Raw genomic sequence first — 18,549 nt, 5'->3', positions numbered from 1 at the left:
GGCAGCGCCTGGCGAAGCAAAAAACGCGTAAGACCAGAGCTGGCGTTACGTGCGGCAGCCCGCTCGGGGAAGCCGAAGATCGGCCTCCAGCCCACCGCCTGACCGGTTGCGCAGCCAGAGCGTGCCGTGATGGGCCGCGGCAATGTCGCGGGCGATGCTCAGGCCCAGGCCGACACCGCCGGACGCCACGTTCCGCGAATCCTCTTGCCGGTAGAACGGCTCAAACACCAGGTCGAGCGCCTCCTCCGGTATGCCCGGGCCTCTGTCCTGCACCGTGATGGCGATGTGGGCGGGGCTTGCACAAACCACGATCTGCGCGGCTCCGGCATAGCGCAGCGCGTTCTCCACCAGATTGCCGATACAGCGCCGCAACCCGTTCGGAAACCCGGCGACCCTGCCGTTTGCCGATCCGCTCAGCGTCACCGCCGCGCCATGGTCCTGCAAGTTCGCGACCATTTCACCCAGCATCGCGTCGAGATCGACATCTCCGGTCAATTCCTCATCGACGCCGCCTTTCATGAACGACAGCGTGGCATCGACCATCCCCTCCATTTCGGCCAGATCCTTGCGGAAACCCGCCTTCTGCTCCTCGCCAGGCAGCATTTCGGTGCGCAGCCGCAGGCGGGTGATGGGGGAACGCAAATCGTGCGACACGGCGGCCAGAAAGCGGGTGCGCTCCTCGATATGGCCGATCACCTTGTGCTGCATGGCGTTGAATGCCTCGGCGGCGCGGCGCACCTCGCGTGGGCCCGAGGTTTCCAGCGGCGGGCTGTGAATGTCGCGCCCCAGCGCCTCGGCCGCATCGGCCATGCGCTTCAGCGGCGTCATCGCCAGCCGCACGGCAAGCCAGGTCAGCACCCCGACGATCAGGATGCGCAGGAGATAGATGCGCACCACATAGTCGGCGATGGTCCCGACCCGGTCCAGGTCGGCCCCGTTCTCATCCTCATGCCCTTCGGCCAGCAGCCAGGGATCGTCGGGATCGCGGCGGACGGCGATGCGAAACTGCGCGGCCGGTTCCTGCGCGGACAGCATCGCCCAAGTGTTCGCGGGTCGCCCCCGGTCGTCCAGCAATTGCGCGCTGATGACCCGCACTTCCACCGGTCTGCCCAGGTGCACGCGCATCGCGTGCTGAAGCAGCGCGGATGAACGCTGCACGTCCTGCGACCCAGCTTGCGGTGCCGGCAGCTGCGAGGCGAAGCGCAGCGAAAGGCCGGGCGCCTGCAGTGCCGCCATCAATTCCGCGCGGTCCTGGGGCGGGCGGGCGTCCAGCAGGCGCAGGGCGTCGGCCACGCGCGTGGCGAAAACGCGCGCCGGGATCTCCTGCATCTGGCGGCGGCGGCTTTCGAACCAGATGGTGCTGGTCAGCAACTGGGCGAGCAGCAGCCCGGCGACGAGGATACAGGCGATCCGTGCCGACAGCGAAGCGGAGCGATTGGCTTTGCGGTAAATCGGCATCAGCGCGCGCCGCTCAGCCCCCGTTCGCCACATCCACCGCCAACACATACCCGCCATTGCGAACGGTGCGGATCAGCGACGGGCTGCGGGCATCGTCGCCCAGGATCTGGCGAAGGCGGCTGATGCACATGTCGATCGCCCGGTCGGTCGGATCGCGCTCCCGCCCATAGACCTCGCGCGCCAGAAAATCCCGGCTAAGCGTCCGGTAAGGGTGGCGCAGCAGCGTGCGCAAGGCAAGGAAGTCCGACCCGCCCATCATCACGGGCCCAGCCCCGCCATCCTGCAGAAGCAGGTTGCGGCGGGTATCGAGCTGCCATCCGGCAAACCGGATCGTCTCGGGCTCGGACGCCGGTGCCTGCGCCCCCGCGCGCGCTGCCCGGCGCAGCACGACGTTGATCCGGGCCAGCAGTTCGCGGGGATCGAAAGGTTTGGCGAGATAATCGTCCGCGCCAAGTTCGAGCCCGACAATCCGATCGATCAGCGCGCCGCGGGCGGTGAGCATGATGATCGGAATGTCGTGCTGCGCCGTCAGCGCCCGGCAGAGCGACAGCCCGTCCGCCCCCGGCAGCATGAGGTCGAGAATGATCAGGTCGGGCCGGTAGCGTTCCAGCAACCGCCACATTTCCTCGCCATCCGCAGCGCCTTTCGCGCCCATCCCCGCCTCGCACAGATAGGTGCAGAGCAGTTCGCGGATGTCGGCATCGTCGTCGACGACCAGAATATCGGTCACGACGGATTTTCCGCTGAATACCGATGGATTTCAACGCCCGTTACATGGCGTGACAAAGCGCCGGAAGACCTGACAAAATTGCACAATTCCACGGATTTACCCCAAGCCCTTCGGTGATAGTGGGCGCCCCTGTTGCGAATGAATTGCATTATAAGGGGCTTTCAACGTGAAACCAACCTATTCCGTGCGAACCGCTACGCGCGGCTCGCTGGCAGCGCTTGCCGTCGCCCTGTGCTGGGTTCAGCCCGCCGCGGCCGAGGATGCGGACGCCCCGTCAATCATCGTCACCGGCCAGCGAACGGAAGAGACATCGTCCTACACGGGCCAGGAAGCCAGTATCGCCATCGGCCTGCCGCTGACCCTGCGCGAGACGCCGCAGACCGTCACCGTCGTCACCCGCCAGTTGCTCGACGACCAGCAGATCGAGACTATCGACGATGTGCTGGCCACCACGCCGGGCGTCACGTCCTATTCCAACGACAACGCGGGCCGGACCAACTACCGCGCGCGCGGGTTCGAGATCACCAACTACCGCATCGACGGCATGCAGGTGGATGGCCAGAGCAGCCTGACCAGCGGCGGCGCCTCCACCAACATGGACCTCTATGACAGCGTGCAGATCGTGCGCGGTGCCAATGGCCTGCTGGGCGGCACCGGCGATCCTTCCGCCACGATATACCTCCAGCGCAAGCAGCCGACGACCAGGCTGGGCGCGGCCGGCATGCTGACGCTGGGCAACTGGGACAAGCGCCGGGTGATGGCCGATCTCAATGCCCCGGTCACGGCCGACGGCACCGTGCGCGGCCGCCTGGTCTTCACCGACGAGAGCACCGGCACGTTCCGCGAGCGCGAACATATCGACCGGCGCGGCGTCCTGGCCAACTTTGCGGTCGACCTTGGCCCGAAGACCGTGCTGAACGGCGGGGTCCAGTACGAACGCACCATCAACAAGGGCGCGACCTGGGGCAGCAACGTCGCGATCTGGTTTGCCGACGGCACGCTCGCCCACCTGCCGCGCAGCACCAATCCGGTCACCGACTGGAGCATCGCGCGCCGCAAGACGACCACGGCCTTCGCGAACCTCCAGCATGAATGGGACAACGGCTGGCGCCTCCGGCTGGGCTATGCGCGCACGGACGGCAGCGCCTACAACAACATGGGCCTCGCCAAAGTGAACAACGCGGCCCGCTCCGTCGGCGGGTTTGCGGGCTTCTGGAATCAGGACGGCACCGGCGCCTACCTCAATGCCTTCCATTCCGAAGCGGATAGCGGACGCGACAACATGGATGTCTCCGCCCATGGTCCGCTTCATCTGTTCGGGCGCGAACACCAGTTGATGATCGGCATCAACGGCTATTGGGACCGGGTCACGCAGTACACGTTCAGCAATGCCCTGGGCAATTGCAGCATCGCCGGCGTCGCGCCCTATAGCGGCTGTCAGTACCGCGCGGCCGGCCTGCCGATCGACGACTGGCGCAGCTGGGACGGATCCTATGCCAATTTCGAGACCTTCCGCACCGATGCCCGCGCCGTGGACAAGACGCGCAACATCGGTGGCTACGTGGCGGGCCGCTTCAGCCTGATGGACGGCCTGACCGCCATCGTCGGCGGGCGCATCAGCGATTACAAGGCCCATGGCGGCGACTACACGGTGCGCAACGTCTACACCGCCGACGCCGCCGTCACGCGGGAAAAGGGCGTGTTCACGCCCTACGCCGGGCTCGTCTACGACGTGACGCGCGAAATCTCGCTCTATGCCAGCTATACCGACATGTTCACGCCGCAGGGCAATCTGCGGGACGAGAACGACAACCTGCTCGATCCCGTCACCGGCTCCAGCTACGAGGCGGGCATCAAGGGCGCGTTCTACGGCGGCAAGCTCAACACCTCGCTCGCGTTCTACCGCAACAAGCAGAGCAACGTGGCCGAAAGCACCGGCCTGATCCACGAAACCACGGGCGAGACGATCTACCGCGCCGTCAGCGGCGTGATCTCCAAGGGCATCGACCTCGATGCCTCGGGCGAGGTGCTGCCGGGCTGGAACCTGTTCTTCGGCTACAGCTATCTCGATGTGAAGGGCCTCAGCTACCAGCGCGATCCGCACCATGTGGTGCGACTGTCGACCAGCTACACGCTACCCGGCGCCTTGGATCGCCTGACCATCGGCGGCGGCATTTCCAGCCAGAGCAAGACCGAATGGTCGACCAATCCCGGCCGCCCGCTGGGGGGCGGCCAGTACGACGCCGCCAATCTCAAGGTGGCAGGCTATACCCTGGTCAACCTGATGGCGCGCTATCAGGTGACGGACACCATCCAGATTTCCGCCAATGTCACCAACCTCACCGACAAGACCTACTATCGCCAGTACGGCTTCTACGACGGGCTGATCTACGGCGAGCCGCGTAGCTACAGCGTAACCCTGCGCGCGCGGATCTAGGTCGTAAACTCATAAACGGCACCATGCCGGGGCGCCCCCCCCCCGGCATGGCCTTCACTCCCGGCCTGCGCCAAAGATCCGCGTGGAGCCGCTGCCCTGGGCAATCTGGATCTCGAAATGACCGGGTGCGACTTCGCGGGCCTCACCGGAGGCGGTGTGCAGTCGTATCCTTGCGTCCTTGCCCGCCGGGGATGACACGATCATCCGCACAAGGCGCGCCGGGCCCTGCGCGTGTTCGATGACCGCTTCCCATGCGCTCAGATCAGGGTCCAGCGCAATCGAAGCGTTGGCGGCAAAGCGGCATCCGCCCTGCACTTCGAGGTCCAGCCCGGCCTTGCCAAGGCGGGCATGGAAACGGCGGCGCACCCCATCGCGCGGACTGACCAGCAGGCGGCCCTGCTCTTCGCGCCATTCTCCGCCCAGCGCGATACGGCCGAAAAGGTCATCATCGACCAGCGTGGTGCGCGCCGCGCGCAAGGCCCCGCAAAAGCCCAGATCAATCTCACACGCGTAATACCATGAGCCATGCCGGTGGGGCTGGTTCAGCCATGTCTCCCCCAGGGCGGCGGGCTCAAAGCCGCCGCCCGCGCCGCCATCATTGGCCGCGCCGGGATACCAATAACCATAGCCGCTGTCAGGCGTCCCGCTGTTGAGCAAGGCCCAGCTGCTGAGCGCGGCGGCATGGCCCAGACGCAGCAACGGGCGCGGATCGTCAACGTCGTGCAGCGCATGGTCGAGGATCGCCCAGCCGCCCATCTGCGCCATATAGCTGAGCGTATAGGCATCGCCCGCGGAGGCGCGATAATCCGAGCCGAGGTAGTAATAGGAAGGCTGCAACCACCCGCGGCAGAACAGGTTCGCCTCCATCTGGGCGCGGTTGAAGGCGCGAACCTTGTCGGGCGCAAACCGCTGCGGCCGGTCCACGGCATAGCGGGCGATCGCCTGCGTGGATTCAAAGCCCGTGGAATCAAACGCATATTCCGACACATAGAGGTCGCTCACCGCATGCACGAAATGGTGGACCTTGGCCTCCCACAAGGCGGCAAGCTCCTGGGCCGCATCCGTGCGCCCTTCGCGGCGCAGCGCCTCGATCACATCGGGGATCACCAGTTCGTTGTAATAGCCGATCGAGTTGGCATCCCAATCCGCGACCTGCTTGGGGATGACGAACATCGCCCTGGCCGTGCCAAAGGCGCGCTCCAGATAAGTGGCCGCCGAAAGGCGCGTGCGCACGTCGGGGTGGTCGCGGGCGATCCGGTAGAGCGAGAAATACATCAAGGCGATATGCGGGTAGTCATAGACGCGCCAGATGTGCATCTGCCCGCGCGGGCCCGGATCGCTGCTGGTGCGGTTGCGGTGCCAGTCCGGAATGCCGTAAATGCCATAGGCCTGGCTTTCCGCTGTCGAGCGTTGCAGGCCGCCCCAGACGAAATGCTCGACATAGTCATCGAGCGCATCGATCTCGGCCTGCACCGGGTACTCGGCATTCTTGGCGGCGAGAAAGGCCGGTTTCGACAGGCCCGGATCATCGCAAGTGACTTCGTAGATCCGCCAGCCCGTGATGCGGTCGTAGTTGTCGGGACCCAAGAGGGTCTGCGTCTCCATGTTCCATTCGGCCAGGAGCCCGTTGTACCACGCCGCTGGATCGCTGTGCCGGTGGGCGGCGATAAAGACCCCGCGCTTGGCGATCATCGTCTCGACGGCTTGGGTGACGAAGAATTCGAGCGTGGTGATCCCGCCGTCCGCCTGACGCACGGTGATGTGATTTTCGCCCAGTCGCTCGAAGTGCAGGACATAGACCTGGCGATCCGCGCGCTGCCCCGCCGCCTCGATCCGCGTCTCGGCCCCATGTTCGGCGATCAGCGCCTCGACCGGCACGCGGGAGCCAAACGAGAGGCGGACCTCGCTGCCGACAGGCACGGTCATGCCGGGCACGACCTCGACATCGAGCAGGCCATGGTCGGCGATGGCGCGCCGCATGGCATCCTGGCCATCGACAAGGAGAAACCGGACGCCCATCTCGCGGCTTTCGCCCGCCGGAACGGTCAGGCTGCTGGCAGGAAGCCGCCATCGCGAGCCCGCCTTGCGGACAGCTGCGACCTGGGCGGCGGCATGGAAATAGACGCGGTACAGATCGGGCGAGTCCTTGGGCGCATCCCAGTATTCCAGCGACGAGCCCTTCTCGGGCAGCATGGCGAGCCAGGGCTTGCTGACATCCTTGTGCCGCCAGAAGACATGGGAAGACTGGCCCGAGATAAAGCTGTGCTTGAGCAAGGCGTCCGGGTCTTTGCTGGTATCGTCGATCCTGTTGATCGGCAAAGGCAGCGCCACGTCGCCAAACTCGATGGGAGCGGCAGTGGCGTTCTCGATCCTGACCAGGACCTTCAGGCATTCGCCATCGAGCAGGAACCGGCAGGAGAGGCTCACCCCCTTGGCGACCGGGTATCGGATTTCAACGCCTTGCCCGGGCAGCGCCGCCATCGCCCCCGGCATCCCGGCGGTATCAAAGCGCGACCACGCGCCCCCTTGCGCGCGCCAGACCCCGCACGGGCTGCCCAGGCTTGCCCCCGCTTTCAGAACATCGCCGGTCAGGCGCCCGCTCGCATCGCGCAGGCTGGTGATGCGTCCCTTGTCGCAGCCCACGATGAAACGTCCGCCCGGGATGGACAACGTTTCGCGCACCTGACGCACCTGTGGCGGGGCAGCATGGAGCGGGCGCGTGCTGGCCATGGCGAGAGCGGCAAGGCTGCTGCCCAGCATGGCGCGGCGATTCAGCTTGCCGGCGGTGCCGAGGGGGACCATGCGGTGCGATTGGCGGATTTTGAACAGGTGCCGGCTCCATGTATGTTCGCTCGGCTGTTCAATTCAGGACAACGACAGAGCAGATCCATACAGAATGGTATTTAGTATACCATGCGTGTCAAGCTCCGGCGTGATCGGCCTCCTCGAACGCCCCGTCCGGGGCGCCAATGAGGGCGGCCAAGGTCCTGCCCGCCCTCACGCGCGGGTGAACCGCCAGCGGTCGGGCTCACTGGCTTCTTCGTCGAAGCGATAGCCGTCGCTGTCGAAGCCGCGCATCGCCTCGATGTCGGTGACGTGATGCTCGCACATCCAGCGCGCCATCATGCCGCGCGCGCGCTTTGCGTTGAAACTGATGAAGCGCGGACCGTTCGGGCCGGGTTCGCGGAAGTCGACGTCGACCACGCGCAGGCCTTCCAGCTTGCCGGAAACCGCCGCGAAGTACTCCTGGCTGGCGAGGTTGAGCACTGCGCCCGACCCCTCTTCGGCCACTTGTGCGCGCAAGTATGCGGCGATGCGGGCGCCCCACCAGTCGGTCAGGCTCTTGTGGCGCGGGGCCCAGCGCGTGCCCATTTCCAGCCGGTAGGGCCGGATCAGGTCGAGCGGGCGCAGCAGCCCGTAGAGGCCCGAGAGCATGCGCACGTGATCCTGCGCGAAGGCCACGCCCGCCTCGTCCAGCGTATGCGCCTCGAAGCCGGTGTAGACGTCGCCCGCGAAGGCGAAGAGCGCCTGGCGTTCGGGAAGCTCGGGAAAGTCGCGATAGCGGTCCGCGTTCAGCTTCGCCAGCTTGGGCGAGATATGCATCAGTTCGGAAAGCCGCTTCTGCGTCAGGTTCGACGCCGAACGGGCAAGGCCGAGCGCTTCCTCGGCAAAATGCGGGGTGGTCGCGGCGAGGGGCGGCAGCACGCGCTCGAAGTCGAGCGTCTTGGCGGGAGACAGCAGGGCGATCATGGCGAGAGGCGGTAGCGAGGGGGCGCGGCGCCGTCAAACCGGGGCGTCATGCCCGCACGGCAAACCCGCCCCCTTCTGGTGCCCCCTTCTGATGAGCGTCCTTCTGATCCCGCCCCATGTTGACATTGGATCCAATTGGATGATTATTGGATCCAATAAACAAGAATCAGGAGTGGACGGTGGAAGGTGAAACCCAAACCATGACCCGGGCGGCCGACAGGCCGGCACCGGCCAAGCTGGCCCCATGGCCCCGCAATGCGTGGTACGTCGCCGGCACGCCCGACGAGATTGCCGGCGGCCCGCTGGGCCGCACGATCTGCGGCGAACGCATGGTCCTTTTCCGCGGCGCCGATGGCGAAGTGGCCGCGCTCGAAGATTTCTGCCCGCACCGCGGTGCGCCGCTGTCGCTGGGATTCCTGCGCGATGGCGAACTCGTCTGCGGCTATCACGGGCTGGCGGTGAACTGCCGGGGCAAAGTCGCCGGAATGCCGGGACAGAAAGTCGGCGGTTTCCCGTCTGCCCGCCGCTTTGCCGCCCTGGAGCGTTACGGCTTCCTCTGGGTCTGGCCCGGCGATGCAGACAGCGCCGATCCGGCCGCGCTCCACCCTCTCGCATGGGCCGAGAGCGACGAATGGGCCTATGGCGGCGGCTACTACCACATTGCCTGCGACTACCGGTTGATGATCGACAACCTCATGGACCTGACGCACGAGACCTATGTCCACGCCAGCAGCATCGGCCAGAAGGAGATCGACGAAGCGCCCGTGCGCACCCGCGCGGATGCCCGCGAGGTCGTCACCAGCCGCTTCATGGACGGCGTGAAAGCCCCCCCGTTCTGGCAGATGGCGCTGCGCGGCGCCGGTCTTCCCGCCGACGCGACGGTCGACCGCTGGCAGGTCTGCCGCTTCTCGCTGCCCAGCCACGTGATGATCGAGGTCGGCGTCGCGCTCGAAGGCCGGGGCGGCTACGACGCGCCGGACGCGGTCAAGGCCTCCAGCATCGTCGTCGATTTCATCACCCCGGAAACCGAGACCAGCCATCACTACTTCTGGGGCATGGCCCGGCGCTTCGCGGTCGCGGACACGGCGCTGACCGACACCATCCGCGAGGGCCAGGGCAAGATCTTCGGCGAGGATCTGGAAATGCTCGAAAGCCAGCAGGCCAACCTCTCGCGCTGGCCGGAGCGGCGCCTACTCAAGCTCAACATCGATGCCGGCGGCGTCCGCTCGCGGATGATGATCGATCGCGCCATCGCCGCGGAGGGCGCCACTCCGGCCGAAGTTTGACAGGAGCGCCCTTCACCGGCGAAAGCGGGCCATGGACACTGCGGACCGTACCGAAGCCAAGCCCGCCCCCAAGCGGCCTGACCGCGTGAAGCCCGGCCAGCACGTGATCATCTCGCTGCGGCGGATGATCGCGCAAGGCCGCTTCGCGCCCGGCGAGCGCATCGGCGAGATCGCCACAGCCGAAACACTCGGCGTCTCGCGCATGCCGGTCCGCACGGCCCTGCGCGCGCTGGAGGCGGAAGGACTGGTCGAGAAGCTCGGCGCGCGGGGCTATGCGGCGCGTTCGATGACCTCTGCCGAAGTGGAAGGCGCGATCGAAGTGCGCGGGGTGCTGGAAGGGCTCGCCGCCCGCCGCCTCGCCGCGCGCGGCCTATCCGCCGCGGAGGACATGCGCTTTTGCGAATGTCTGGCCCGCGGCGAGGCGATCTTCGCGCGCGGCACGCTGGCGCAAGGCGATGTGGACGCCTTCCACGATTACAACCGCGCGTTCCATGCCCTGCTGGTGGCGGCCAGCGGCAATCCCTCGATCGCCGAGGCCATCGCCCGCAACGATCACCTGCCGTTCGCCTCGTCGTCGGCGCTTGCGCTCGAAAGCGATCCGGCCAGCGAGTTTGCCCATCTCCATTCCGCCCACCGCGACCATGTTGACGTGATGGACGCCATCCGCCGCCGCGACGAGGAGCGCGCCGAACGGGCGATGCGTGCCCATGCCCGCGCGGCGCTGGGTAGCGAGCGGCTGTTCCGGCGGCTCGTGCCCCAGGGATGAGCCCTAGCCGGCAAAACTCTCCCAGCGGATGAACGGCAGGATCGAGGCGTGGTCGTCGCTCCATGCCTTGGCGCCGGTATCCTCCAGCGGTGTCCAGGGATGGCCCGGACTGCTGCGCACCAGCGCCTCCAGCACCGAAGCCTCGCGGGACAGCGCGATCCAGCGCGAGGGCGTGTAGCGTTCGCGGTCGGCAGGGTTGTCCAGCCGCGACAGCACCGCCAGCCCGCCATCGCGCGCATTGGCGGCAACCACCGGTTCGAGGTCGATGTACCGGTTGGAAATATGCAGCATCAGGAGGCCATGCGGGCTCAGCGCGCGGGTATAGACCGCCAGCGCCTCGCGCGTCAGCAGATGGACGGGGATGGCGTCCGAGGAAAAGGCATCGATCACCAGCACATCGAACGCAGCGGGCGGCAGCTTGCCCAGTTCCAGCCGTGCGTCGCCGATCACGACGTGTGCCTGCGGCGTGCAGTCGCGCAGATAGGTGAACTTTCCGGAGGTCGAAAAGCGCAGGATCGCCGGATCGATTTCGAAGAACGTCCAGCGCTGCCCCGGCCGCGCCCGGCAGGCGAGCGATCCGGTACCGAGGCCGACCACGCCCACCCGCGCATGCGGCCCCGCGATCGCCGGCGTTGCCGCCAGCGCCAGCCAGACACCGGAACCGGGGCCGTAATAGGTCAGCGCATCGCGGGCATGGGCGGGATCGAGCGACTGCTCGCCGTGCAGCGTGGTGCCGTGCGCCAGCGTGCGCATGCGTTCGTCCTGGCGGTCGTGAACGGTGTAAATGCCGAAATAGCTGCGCGTCCGCTCGCCCGACAGCGTGGCGCGGATCGTCCAGATGCCGCCCTGCGCCACCATCGCCAGCACCAGCACCGCCGCGAAGGCCGCGCGCCATGCCATGACCATCACCCCGGTGCCGACGAGGAAGATCGTCAGCCCCATGGCGACCAGCCCGTCCTCCGCGCGCAGTGCATATTGGTCGAGCTGCCAGCCGAGGAACCCCGCGAAAGCCAGCAGCATGACAAGGGCGATGCGCGCGGGGCCGCGGTCGATCGCGTCGCCCTCGGACCAGCGCAGCAGCGGCTCCAGCGGCATCAGCAGGGCCGCCGCCAGCACCAGCAGCGGATGCTCCCAGGCCCAGTCGAACAGCAGCGGCGCCGCGAGCGCGGTGAACACCCCGCCCAGCGCGCCGCCCGCCGACATCGCGAGATAGAAACGCGTCAGTTGCGCCGGGCCGGGCCTCAGGTCGTAAAGGCGGCCATGCAGCGCGATCGCCACGCAGAACAGCAGAAGGCAAGTCCCGCCCGCGACCCATAGCGTGCCCGATCCATTCGACAGCATCGCATAGCTGCCCGCGAACAGCACCACCACCGGCGCGATCCGGGTCACCGCCCGAACGGGGCCGCGCCGGTCTGCAAAGGCGACCACGAAGCTCAGCAGATAGAGCCCCAGCGGGATCACCCAGAGCAGCGGCATCGCGAAGATGTCGGTGGTGAGATGCGTGGTGGTCGAGAGCATCAGCCCGGAAGGCACGGCCGAAAGCAGCAGCCAGAGGCCCACGGTGCGCCAGCCGGGCGCAGGCCCCGCCGCCGCCGCCGCCGCCGCCACCGGCCTATGCGCGCCGGGCCGCGACCAGCGGCTCGCCCCGGCCAGCGCGACAAGGAGGACAAGCAGCGCAAACCCGCCGGTCCACACGAGGCTCTGCCAGCGCAGCGACAGCAGCGGCTCGGCCAGGAGCGGGTAGGCAAGCAGGCCCGCGAAACTGCCGAGGTTGGACGCCGCATAGAGCGCCCATGGCGCCCCCGCCTGCGGATCGGCGGCAAACCAGCGCTGCATCAGCGGCGCCTGCGCGGAAACCACGAAAAACACCGGGCCGATGCTGAGGCCCAGCAGCAGCGGCACCCACAGCGCCTCGGGCAGGCCCGGCAGCGGCGGCAGCGCGACAAGACCGACCGGCAGGGTCAGGCCCGCCAGCACCAGCAGCGCAAGATGGACCAGCACCTGCCGGCGCAGCGACAGCCGCCCCAGCGCATGGGCATAACCATAGCCCGCCAGCAGCAGCGCCTGATAGACCAGCATGGCGCTGTTCCAGACGTTGGGCGCTCCGCCGAGACGCGGCAGCGCCATGCGCGCGACCATCGGCTGGACGAGGAACAGCAGGAAACTGCCGACCAGGATCGTCGCGACGTAGAGCCCCCGCGCCGCGCCTTTGCCTGCCTTCGCAAGATCAGAAGTGTGCAAGATACCCGCCATCGACGCCCAGGACCTGCCCGGTGACATAGGATGCCTCGGCCGAGGCCAGGAACAGCACCGGACCGACGATCTCCTCGGGCCGCCCCCAGCGCCCGAGCGAGGTGCGCCGGGCAAGGTGCTCGGCAATCGCCGGGTCGGCCACCATCGCGGCATTGGCCTCGGTTGCGAAATAGCCCGGTGCCACCGCATTCACGGTGATCCGGCGGGGCCCGAGTTCGGCGGCCAGCGCCCGGGTCAGTGCCTCGAGCCCGCCCTTGGCCATCGTGTAGGCGGCATCGCCCGAACGCGCGATCTGCCCGGCGATCGAGGTCACGTTGACGATGCGCCCGCCCTCGCCCATCGCCGGAGCCAGCACCCGGGCGAGTTCGAAGGCGGCGACGAGGTTGACCTCCAGCATCTGCCGGACCGCGGTCCGCTCCAGCTCGGCGAGCGGCCTGCGATCGCGGTGTCCGGCATTGTTGACGAGTATCCGGATCGGCCCGTGCTCGGCCTGGGCGGCGGCAATCGCGCGGTCCATCGCGGCTTCCTCGGCAAGATCGAAAAGCACCGGGAAGGCACGGCCGCCCTGGGCACGGATCGCCGCGATCACCGGCGCTGCCCGCTGCAGACTGCGGCCGTGGACCAGCACCGTCGCGCCCTCCGCCGCCAGCGCCACGGCGATTTCCCGCCCGAATCCGGCGCTCGCCCCGGTGACGAGCGCGGTCTGTCCGTCAAACCTCACGGCCTGGCTCCGGGGAAGGTGGACGAACCAAGAGGCTGAAAACGCGCGGGGTATCTGCTCATGCCTTCCGATAGCTGCGGCAGCGCCGGAGGGCCAGCACCTTGGCGCTGCAAGGGAGTGACCAAGGCGCCACACAAACAGGCCGCGCGGTACCGTTGGCACCCCATGATGTTGACTTGGCGCAGCTTCCGCCCGACAAGCACGCCTTATTGATATTGACTCGCAGTCACACAAACAGGAGGGAACGGTGATCGACACCGAGGGGCGCCACAACAGCACATTCAACCGCACCGGCGCATCGCGCTGCGCGCTGGCCGTCATGGCATGCAGCGCCCTGCTGCCGATCCCGGCGCATGCCGATGACGCCGAAGCGGCCGGCAAGAAGTCCGACCGTGACATCGTCGTCACCGGCTCGGTGCCGCAGGACTATGTCGTCGGCGCGCAGGGCAGCACCGCCCGCCTCGACCTTTCGCTAAGGGAAACCCCGCAGGCGGTTGCGGTCATCACCCGCGCCCAGATCGAGGACTTCGGCCTCAACACCGTGGACACCCTGCTGCGCCGCGCCACCGGCGTGAACGTCGACAGCGCCGAGACCGACCGCACTTATTACAACGCGCGCGGCTTCGACATCGTCAACTTCCAGTTCGACGGCATTGGCCAGCCGCTCAGCTACGGCCTCCAGAACGGCCAGATCGACACCTCGATCTTCGAGCGTGTCGATGTCGTGCGCGGCGCGACCGGCCTGCTGTCGCAGACCGGCAATCCGTCCGCGGCGATCAACTTCGTGCGCAAGCGCCCGGCCAAGGACCTCGGCGGCTATGCCAGCCTCAGCTACGGCTCCTACAACGAGGTGCGCGGCGATGTCGACGTCAACGCCCCGCTCACCGAGGACGGCTCGATCCGCACGCGCTTCGTCGGCTCCTATCAGGACGGCGATTCCTACCTCGATTACTACCACACCTCGCGCCTCACGCTGTACGGCGTCGCCGCCGCCGATCTCGGCCCGGACACCGTCGCGACGGTCGGCTATTCCTGGCAGGAAAGCGATCCGCGCGGCGTGAGCTGGGGCGCCCTGCCCTTCACCAATGCCGACGGCACCCCCGCCACTTACCCGCGCTCGACCAATTCGGCACAGCCCTGGTCGAAGTGGTACTCGCTCGACCGCAACCTGTTCGGCGACATCACCCACGATTTCGGCGGCGGCTGGACCGGCAAGGTCTCCGTCCTGCGCCGCGCGCGCAATCAGGATTCCAGGCTGTTCTACGTCTATTACGGCGAGGTCGACGGCGAGACCGAGCTGGTCGCCTACCCCGGCGCCTATCTCGACAAGCTGCGCGAGACGACGCTGGACGCCAACATTACCGGCAAGATCAATGTCGCCGGGCGCGAACATGACGTGGTTCTGGGCGTGAACTACGGCGAATCCCGCCTGGTCGAGCAGGAATCGATCGATGCCGATGCCATCGGCACCCCGCTTCCGGGCAATACTGCCTTCGAAGGCTCGTTCCCCTACCCGAACTGGGGCGATTACAGCGTCACGGCCGACTACACGACCAAGATCACCAGCGCCTATGGCCTCATCCGCCTGTCGCTGGCCGATCCGCTCAAGGTCATGCTGGGCGCCAATGTGACCAACGCCAGGCGCACGGGGACCAGCTACGATACGCCTTATGCCTTCGACAAGACCAGGTTCCTGCCGTTCGCGGGCCTGACCATCGACCTCGCCGGCAACATCACCGCCTATGCAAGCTATGCCACGATCTTCAGCCCGCAAGTCTATCTGACGGCCGATCGCTCGAACATCGATCCGCTTGAAGGCGAGACGTACGAGGCTGGCCTCAAGGGCGAGTGGAATGACGGCAAGCTCACCGCCGCCGTGGCCGTCTTCAAGACCCGCGAAGACAATGTCGCTGAATCGATCGGTTTCGACGCCGATCTCGGGCAGACCCTCTACCAAGGCGTGAACGCAAGATCGCACGGCGTCGAGGTCGATCTGGCCGGTGAAGTCCTGCCCGGTTTCCAGGTTTCGGGCGGTTATGCCTGGACCGACATCGAGGACGATGACGGCAACAACGCCCGCGCCTTCATCCCCCGCCACACCCTGCGCATGTCCGCGACCTACACGCCGCAGTTCCTCCCCGCCCTGCGAATGGGCGCCTCGGCCCGATACCAGAGCAAGATCCACAACGACTACATCGAGCAGGACGGTTATGCGATCGTCGACCTGATGGCCCGCTATCAGGTAACGAACAACGTCTCGCTGGCGGTCAACCTAGATAACCTGACCGACGTGAAGTACTGGACCAGCCTGCAGTGGGACCAGGCCTACTACGGCGCCCCGCGCACGGTTCGCGGCACGCTGGGCGTCAGCTTCTAGGCGGCGTGGACAAATTCCGCATCGCCACGGCTGGAGGCAAAAGCCGTCAATTCAAGAAGGTAAGGCGCAGGAGTATGTCGATACTTCAAGCCGAGCCGACGCCGAAGGGGCGGCTTTTGCCTCCAGCCCCGGAGGGGTTGTCCTGCAAGCGGCGCCGGCAGCGTTGCTGCGCCTTGAAAGAAGCCCGCCCGGCGGCAACTTCGGCCCGATCTGTTCGCCATTTGGGCGCCTAGATGGTGCCGTTTATGAGTTGACGACCTAAGCCTGGATTTGCGTATCGATTAATGCAGCAACGACACTTTTGGCATCTTGGGCGGGGTTCGTGCTGCCAGTAAACAACGCATTGACGATCGCGCCGTTCATGATGAGATCGAATTGTTCCGTAAAGCGAAACGGATCGCGGACCCCGGCTGCTACGGCAATCGCGCGCAATTGTTCCAAAACTGGCTTTTTGTGCGCCATGGTGACTGCCATCAGCGCTTCGCTGTTGTTGCGCACCTCCAAAACCGCATTCATCAACGCGCACCCGAAGTAATCGTCGCGTTCGAACCATTCCGTCAGAATGTCGAAAACCGCCAAGAGCTTTTCACGCGGCGGCAGTTGAAGCGCGGCAAGCCGCGCAAAGAACCACGTCCGCCATGCCGCGCTTTCCCGCTCCAGGGCGGCGACCACCAACCCGTCCTTCGAGCCGAAGTGATTGTAGATCGTCATCCGCGCGACGCCCGCCTCACGCACGACCGCATCGATTCCGGTTGCCCCTATTCCATCCCGGCAGAACAGGCGGATCGCGGCATCAAGGATCGCCATCTTGGGCGAAAGCGATCGCTCCACCACGCTGACCGCATCAAGGCGCCGCTCCCATGGTGCGGCAGTAGGCAACAAGCTTGTCATTCCCTCTACCGGTTCCCCCGTCATGTCCACGAACCCCGCGCATATGCGGACTTTAGCCGATTTGGCCAGATCCAATCAATCGGCTTCAAATTAGAACGATCGGTCTATCTATATGGGCATCCGATGCGGATCAACATGACGCCATGAAATAAAATCTAATTCAACCCACCGGAAAACTTTCTCGCAAATCTCCACCGAAATGGTTGAGATAGAACGATCGGTACAGCACACCGATTGCCAAGTTCCGGAAGACCCTTCGAAGGGAACCGATTCTGAGCGGAGGTTCGCCCATCCTGCCGGTCGGGTGCCTCGCGCAGAATGCATGGCCGGCTCGGCGTCACCCCGACGTCAGCTCGCAACTGCTTCTCTGGAGGTTTTCGTGTTTCTCAGCCCCCCGACGGGATTGGATTCCCATCAGCACGGCCTGTCGGCCTTGCCTGAAAACATCCCTGGTGCCGATCGCCGCATCACCGCCTCTCGCCGCCGTTCGGCCATGTCGTTTCTCGGCGGCAGCGCCTTACTGGCCCTTTCCGCTGCCCCGGCACTGGCCGCGGAAACCACCGCCACCACTGCGGCATCCGAAGCCTCCGACAATGAAGATCCCAGCGGCGACGGCAAGAGCCAGATCACCGTCGTCGGCACGAAGGACAATGCCCTTCGCAAGGCCGCAGAGGCATTGCAGGCCGTTCCGGGCACCACCGCCGTGATCGACGCGAAGGAGATCGAACGCGGCCGCGCAGCCAATCTGGAGGATACGCTGTCCTTCCAGCCCGGCATTCTGGCCCAGGCCACCAGCGGCAGCACCGCCAACAAGGTTTCGATCCGCGGGTCCGGCGCCGGGGTCTTCTATGGCGGCAATTCCATCGGCCTCAAATATCTGGTCGACGGCCTGACGATCAGCGGCGTCGCCGGTCTGCATGAAGACCGCCTCAACACCACCGGGTACCAGCGCACCGAAGTGCTCTATGGTGCCAATGCCTTCGATTACGCTGCGACGGCCCTTGGCGGCGCGATCAATTTCGTGACGCACACCGGCCGCTCGGCTCCCGGCTTCACAGCCCATTTCGAGGGCGGCAGCTTCGGCTCGTTCAAGGAGCAGCTCAGCCAGGGCGGCACGTTCGATAACGGCAAGGGCGATTACTACGTCACGCTTGCCCGCACCGATCGCAAGGGCTTTCAGGACCATACCAAGACCTGGCGCAACGATGCGGTGGCCAACATCGGCTATCAGGTGACCGACAAGCTGACGCTGCGCCTGATCGGCCGGTTCGACCAGGGCCAGCTCCATTACGGCGGCACGCTGACCAGGGCCCAGCTCAAGGACGATCCTTCCCAGAACCCCAACGACTGGGGCCAGCGCCGCGCCAAGGGCACGACGATGATCGGCTTCAAGGCAACCTACGCCTTCGACGACGATTCCGAACTCGAATACGGTATCAGCTACAACGACTACCCGCTGTTCGTGGCCAAGGGAACGCTCCAGCCCAGCCTCTGGCGCTATACCGACATCAACAACTCGCTGCGCTACACCCGTAGCGGCGATACCCTGTTCGGCAGGCCCAGCAAGACCACCCTCGTGCTCAGCGACGTCCGCCTCGTAAGCGGGGACGCGCGCTACTACACGACCAGTTCCCCCGCCGATACCGGCGACCGCAGCGACTGGGTGTTCCACCAGCGTACCCAGTACGACGGATCACGCGATTCCGTGCTGGCGCTGGGCAACGAACTGGAATTCCTCGACGGGAGCTGGCTGTCGACCGGCCTGTCGGTGATCTCGATCTATCGCGACGTTCGCATCACCGACCGGGCCGTCGAAAACGCCGATCTTCGCGACGGCATCCGCTACGACAAGACCTTCTTCGCCCCGCGCATCGGCCTGC

Annotated in this window: 12 protein-coding genes; 5 read left to right on the top strand and 7 right to left on the bottom strand. The window is 66.2% G+C overall.

The features are described from left to right. Positions 1-45: 45 nt before the first annotated feature. Together OKA11_RS19830 and OKA11_RS19825 are read right to left on the bottom strand one after the other, a co-directional pair. Positions 46-1,329: an ATP-binding protein gene (locus OKA11_RS19830; protein WP_267223549.1), complete on the bottom strand. Its 1,284-nt coding sequence runs from the start codon at positions 1,327-1,329 to the stop codon at positions 46-48. 142 nt (positions 1,330-1,471) lie between these two features. Then, positions 1,472-2,188, bottom strand: a complete 717-nt coding sequence (locus tag OKA11_RS19825) for a response regulator (RefSeq protein WP_267223547.1) — start codon at positions 2,186-2,188, stop codon at positions 1,472-1,474. 166 nt (positions 2,189-2,354) lie between these two features. Here OKA11_RS19825 and OKA11_RS19820 point away from each other — a divergent pair, with 166 nt between their 5' ends. Then, positions 2,355-4,625: a TonB-dependent siderophore receptor gene (locus OKA11_RS19820; protein ID WP_267223545.1), complete on the top strand. Its 2,271-nt coding sequence runs from the start codon at positions 2,355-2,357 to the stop codon at positions 4,623-4,625. A 54-nt stretch (positions 4,626-4,679) separates the two neighbouring features. Here OKA11_RS19820 and OKA11_RS19815 read toward each other — a convergent pair whose 3' ends face one another. Both OKA11_RS19815 and yaaA read right to left on the bottom strand, forming a co-directional pair. Continuing rightward, on the bottom strand, positions 4,680-7,427 hold the full coding sequence (locus OKA11_RS19815; RefSeq protein ID WP_267223543.1) for a DUF5695 domain-containing protein: 2,748 nt from the start codon (positions 7,425-7,427) through the stop codon (positions 4,680-4,682). Positions 7,428-7,622: 195 nt separating this feature from the next. Further along, entirely contained in the window at positions 7,623-8,375 is a 753-nt protein-coding gene (gene yaaA / locus OKA11_RS19810) for a peroxide stress protein YaaA (RefSeq protein ID WP_267223541.1), read from the bottom strand. Between the two features lie 179 nt (positions 8,376-8,554). Here yaaA and OKA11_RS19805 point away from each other — a divergent pair, with 179 nt between their 5' ends. Both OKA11_RS19805 and OKA11_RS19800 read left to right on the top strand, forming a co-directional pair. Then, positions 8,555-9,661, top strand: coding sequence for an aromatic ring-hydroxylating oxygenase subunit alpha (locus OKA11_RS19805; protein ID WP_267223539.1), 1,107 nt, complete (start codon positions 8,555-8,557; stop codon positions 9,659-9,661). A 31-nt stretch (positions 9,662-9,692) separates the two neighbouring features. Further along, on the top strand, positions 9,693-10,427 hold the full coding sequence (locus tag OKA11_RS19800; protein WP_267223537.1) for a GntR family transcriptional regulator: 735 nt from the start codon (positions 9,693-9,695) through the stop codon (positions 10,425-10,427). A gap of 3 nt (positions 10,428-10,430) precedes the next feature. Here OKA11_RS19800 and OKA11_RS19795 read toward each other — a convergent pair whose 3' ends face one another. Together OKA11_RS19795 and OKA11_RS19790 are read right to left on the bottom strand one after the other, a co-directional pair. Further along, on the bottom strand, positions 10,431-12,680 hold the full coding sequence (locus OKA11_RS19795; protein WP_379489345.1) for a spermidine synthase: 2,250 nt from the start codon (positions 12,678-12,680) through the stop codon (positions 10,431-10,433). Next, complete coding sequence (locus tag OKA11_RS19790; RefSeq protein WP_267223534.1) at positions 12,655-13,401, bottom strand: SDR family oxidoreductase; 747 nt, start codon at positions 13,399-13,401, stop codon at positions 12,655-12,657. Before OKA11_RS19790 ends, OKA11_RS19795 begins: the two co-directional genes overlap by 26 nt. A 247-nt stretch (positions 13,402-13,648) precedes the next feature. On the opposite strand from OKA11_RS19790, the gene OKA11_RS19785 reads away from it, so the two are divergent. Further along, positions 13,649-15,778, top strand: coding sequence for a TonB-dependent siderophore receptor (locus OKA11_RS19785; RefSeq protein WP_267223532.1), 2,130 nt, complete (start codon positions 13,649-13,651; stop codon positions 15,776-15,778). A gap of 258 nt (positions 15,779-16,036) precedes the next feature. Here the strand turns inward: OKA11_RS19785 and OKA11_RS19780 are convergent, their stop codons facing one another. Beyond that, positions 16,037-16,660, bottom strand: coding sequence for a TetR/AcrR family transcriptional regulator (locus OKA11_RS19780; RefSeq protein WP_267223530.1), 624 nt, complete (start codon positions 16,658-16,660; stop codon positions 16,037-16,039). Positions 16,661-17,048: 388 nt separating this feature from the next. Between OKA11_RS19780 and OKA11_RS19775 the strand changes: the two genes are divergently transcribed. Then, positions 17,049-18,549, top strand: a 1,501-nt coding sequence (locus tag OKA11_RS19775) for a TonB-dependent receptor plug domain-containing protein (protein ID WP_267223528.1), incomplete at its 3' end; no start/stop codon positions are given.

This window comes from Novosphingobium clariflavum, from assembly GCF_026420865.1.
GTDB lineage: Bacteria > Pseudomonadota > Alphaproteobacteria > Sphingomonadales > Sphingomonadaceae > Novosphingobium > Novosphingobium clariflavum.
Note: the sequence above shows the minus strand (reverse complement) of the source record. Positions and strands in the feature narration are given on the sequence as shown.

Excerpts from the sequence above, each read along its gene's own strand:
- OKA11_RS19795 (WP_379489345.1), bottom strand. The coding sequence starts at position 12,680 with ATGGCGGGTATCTTGCACACTTCTGATCTTGCGAAGGCAGGCAAAGGC.
- OKA11_RS19815 (WP_267223543.1), bottom strand. The coding sequence starts at position 7,427 with ATGGTCCCCCTCGGCACCGCCGGCAAGCTGAATCGCCGCGCCATGCTG.
- yaaA (WP_267223541.1), bottom strand. The coding sequence starts at position 8,375 with ATGATCGCCCTGCTGTCTCCCGCCAAGACGCTCGACTTCGAGCGCGTG.
- OKA11_RS19800 (WP_267223537.1), top strand. The coding sequence starts at position 9,693 with ATGGACACTGCGGACCGTACCGAAGCCAAGCCCGCCCCCAAGCGGCCT.
- OKA11_RS19830 (WP_267223549.1), bottom strand. The coding sequence starts at position 1,329 with ATGCAGGAGATCCCGGCGCGCGTTTTCGCCACGCGCGTGGCCGACGCC.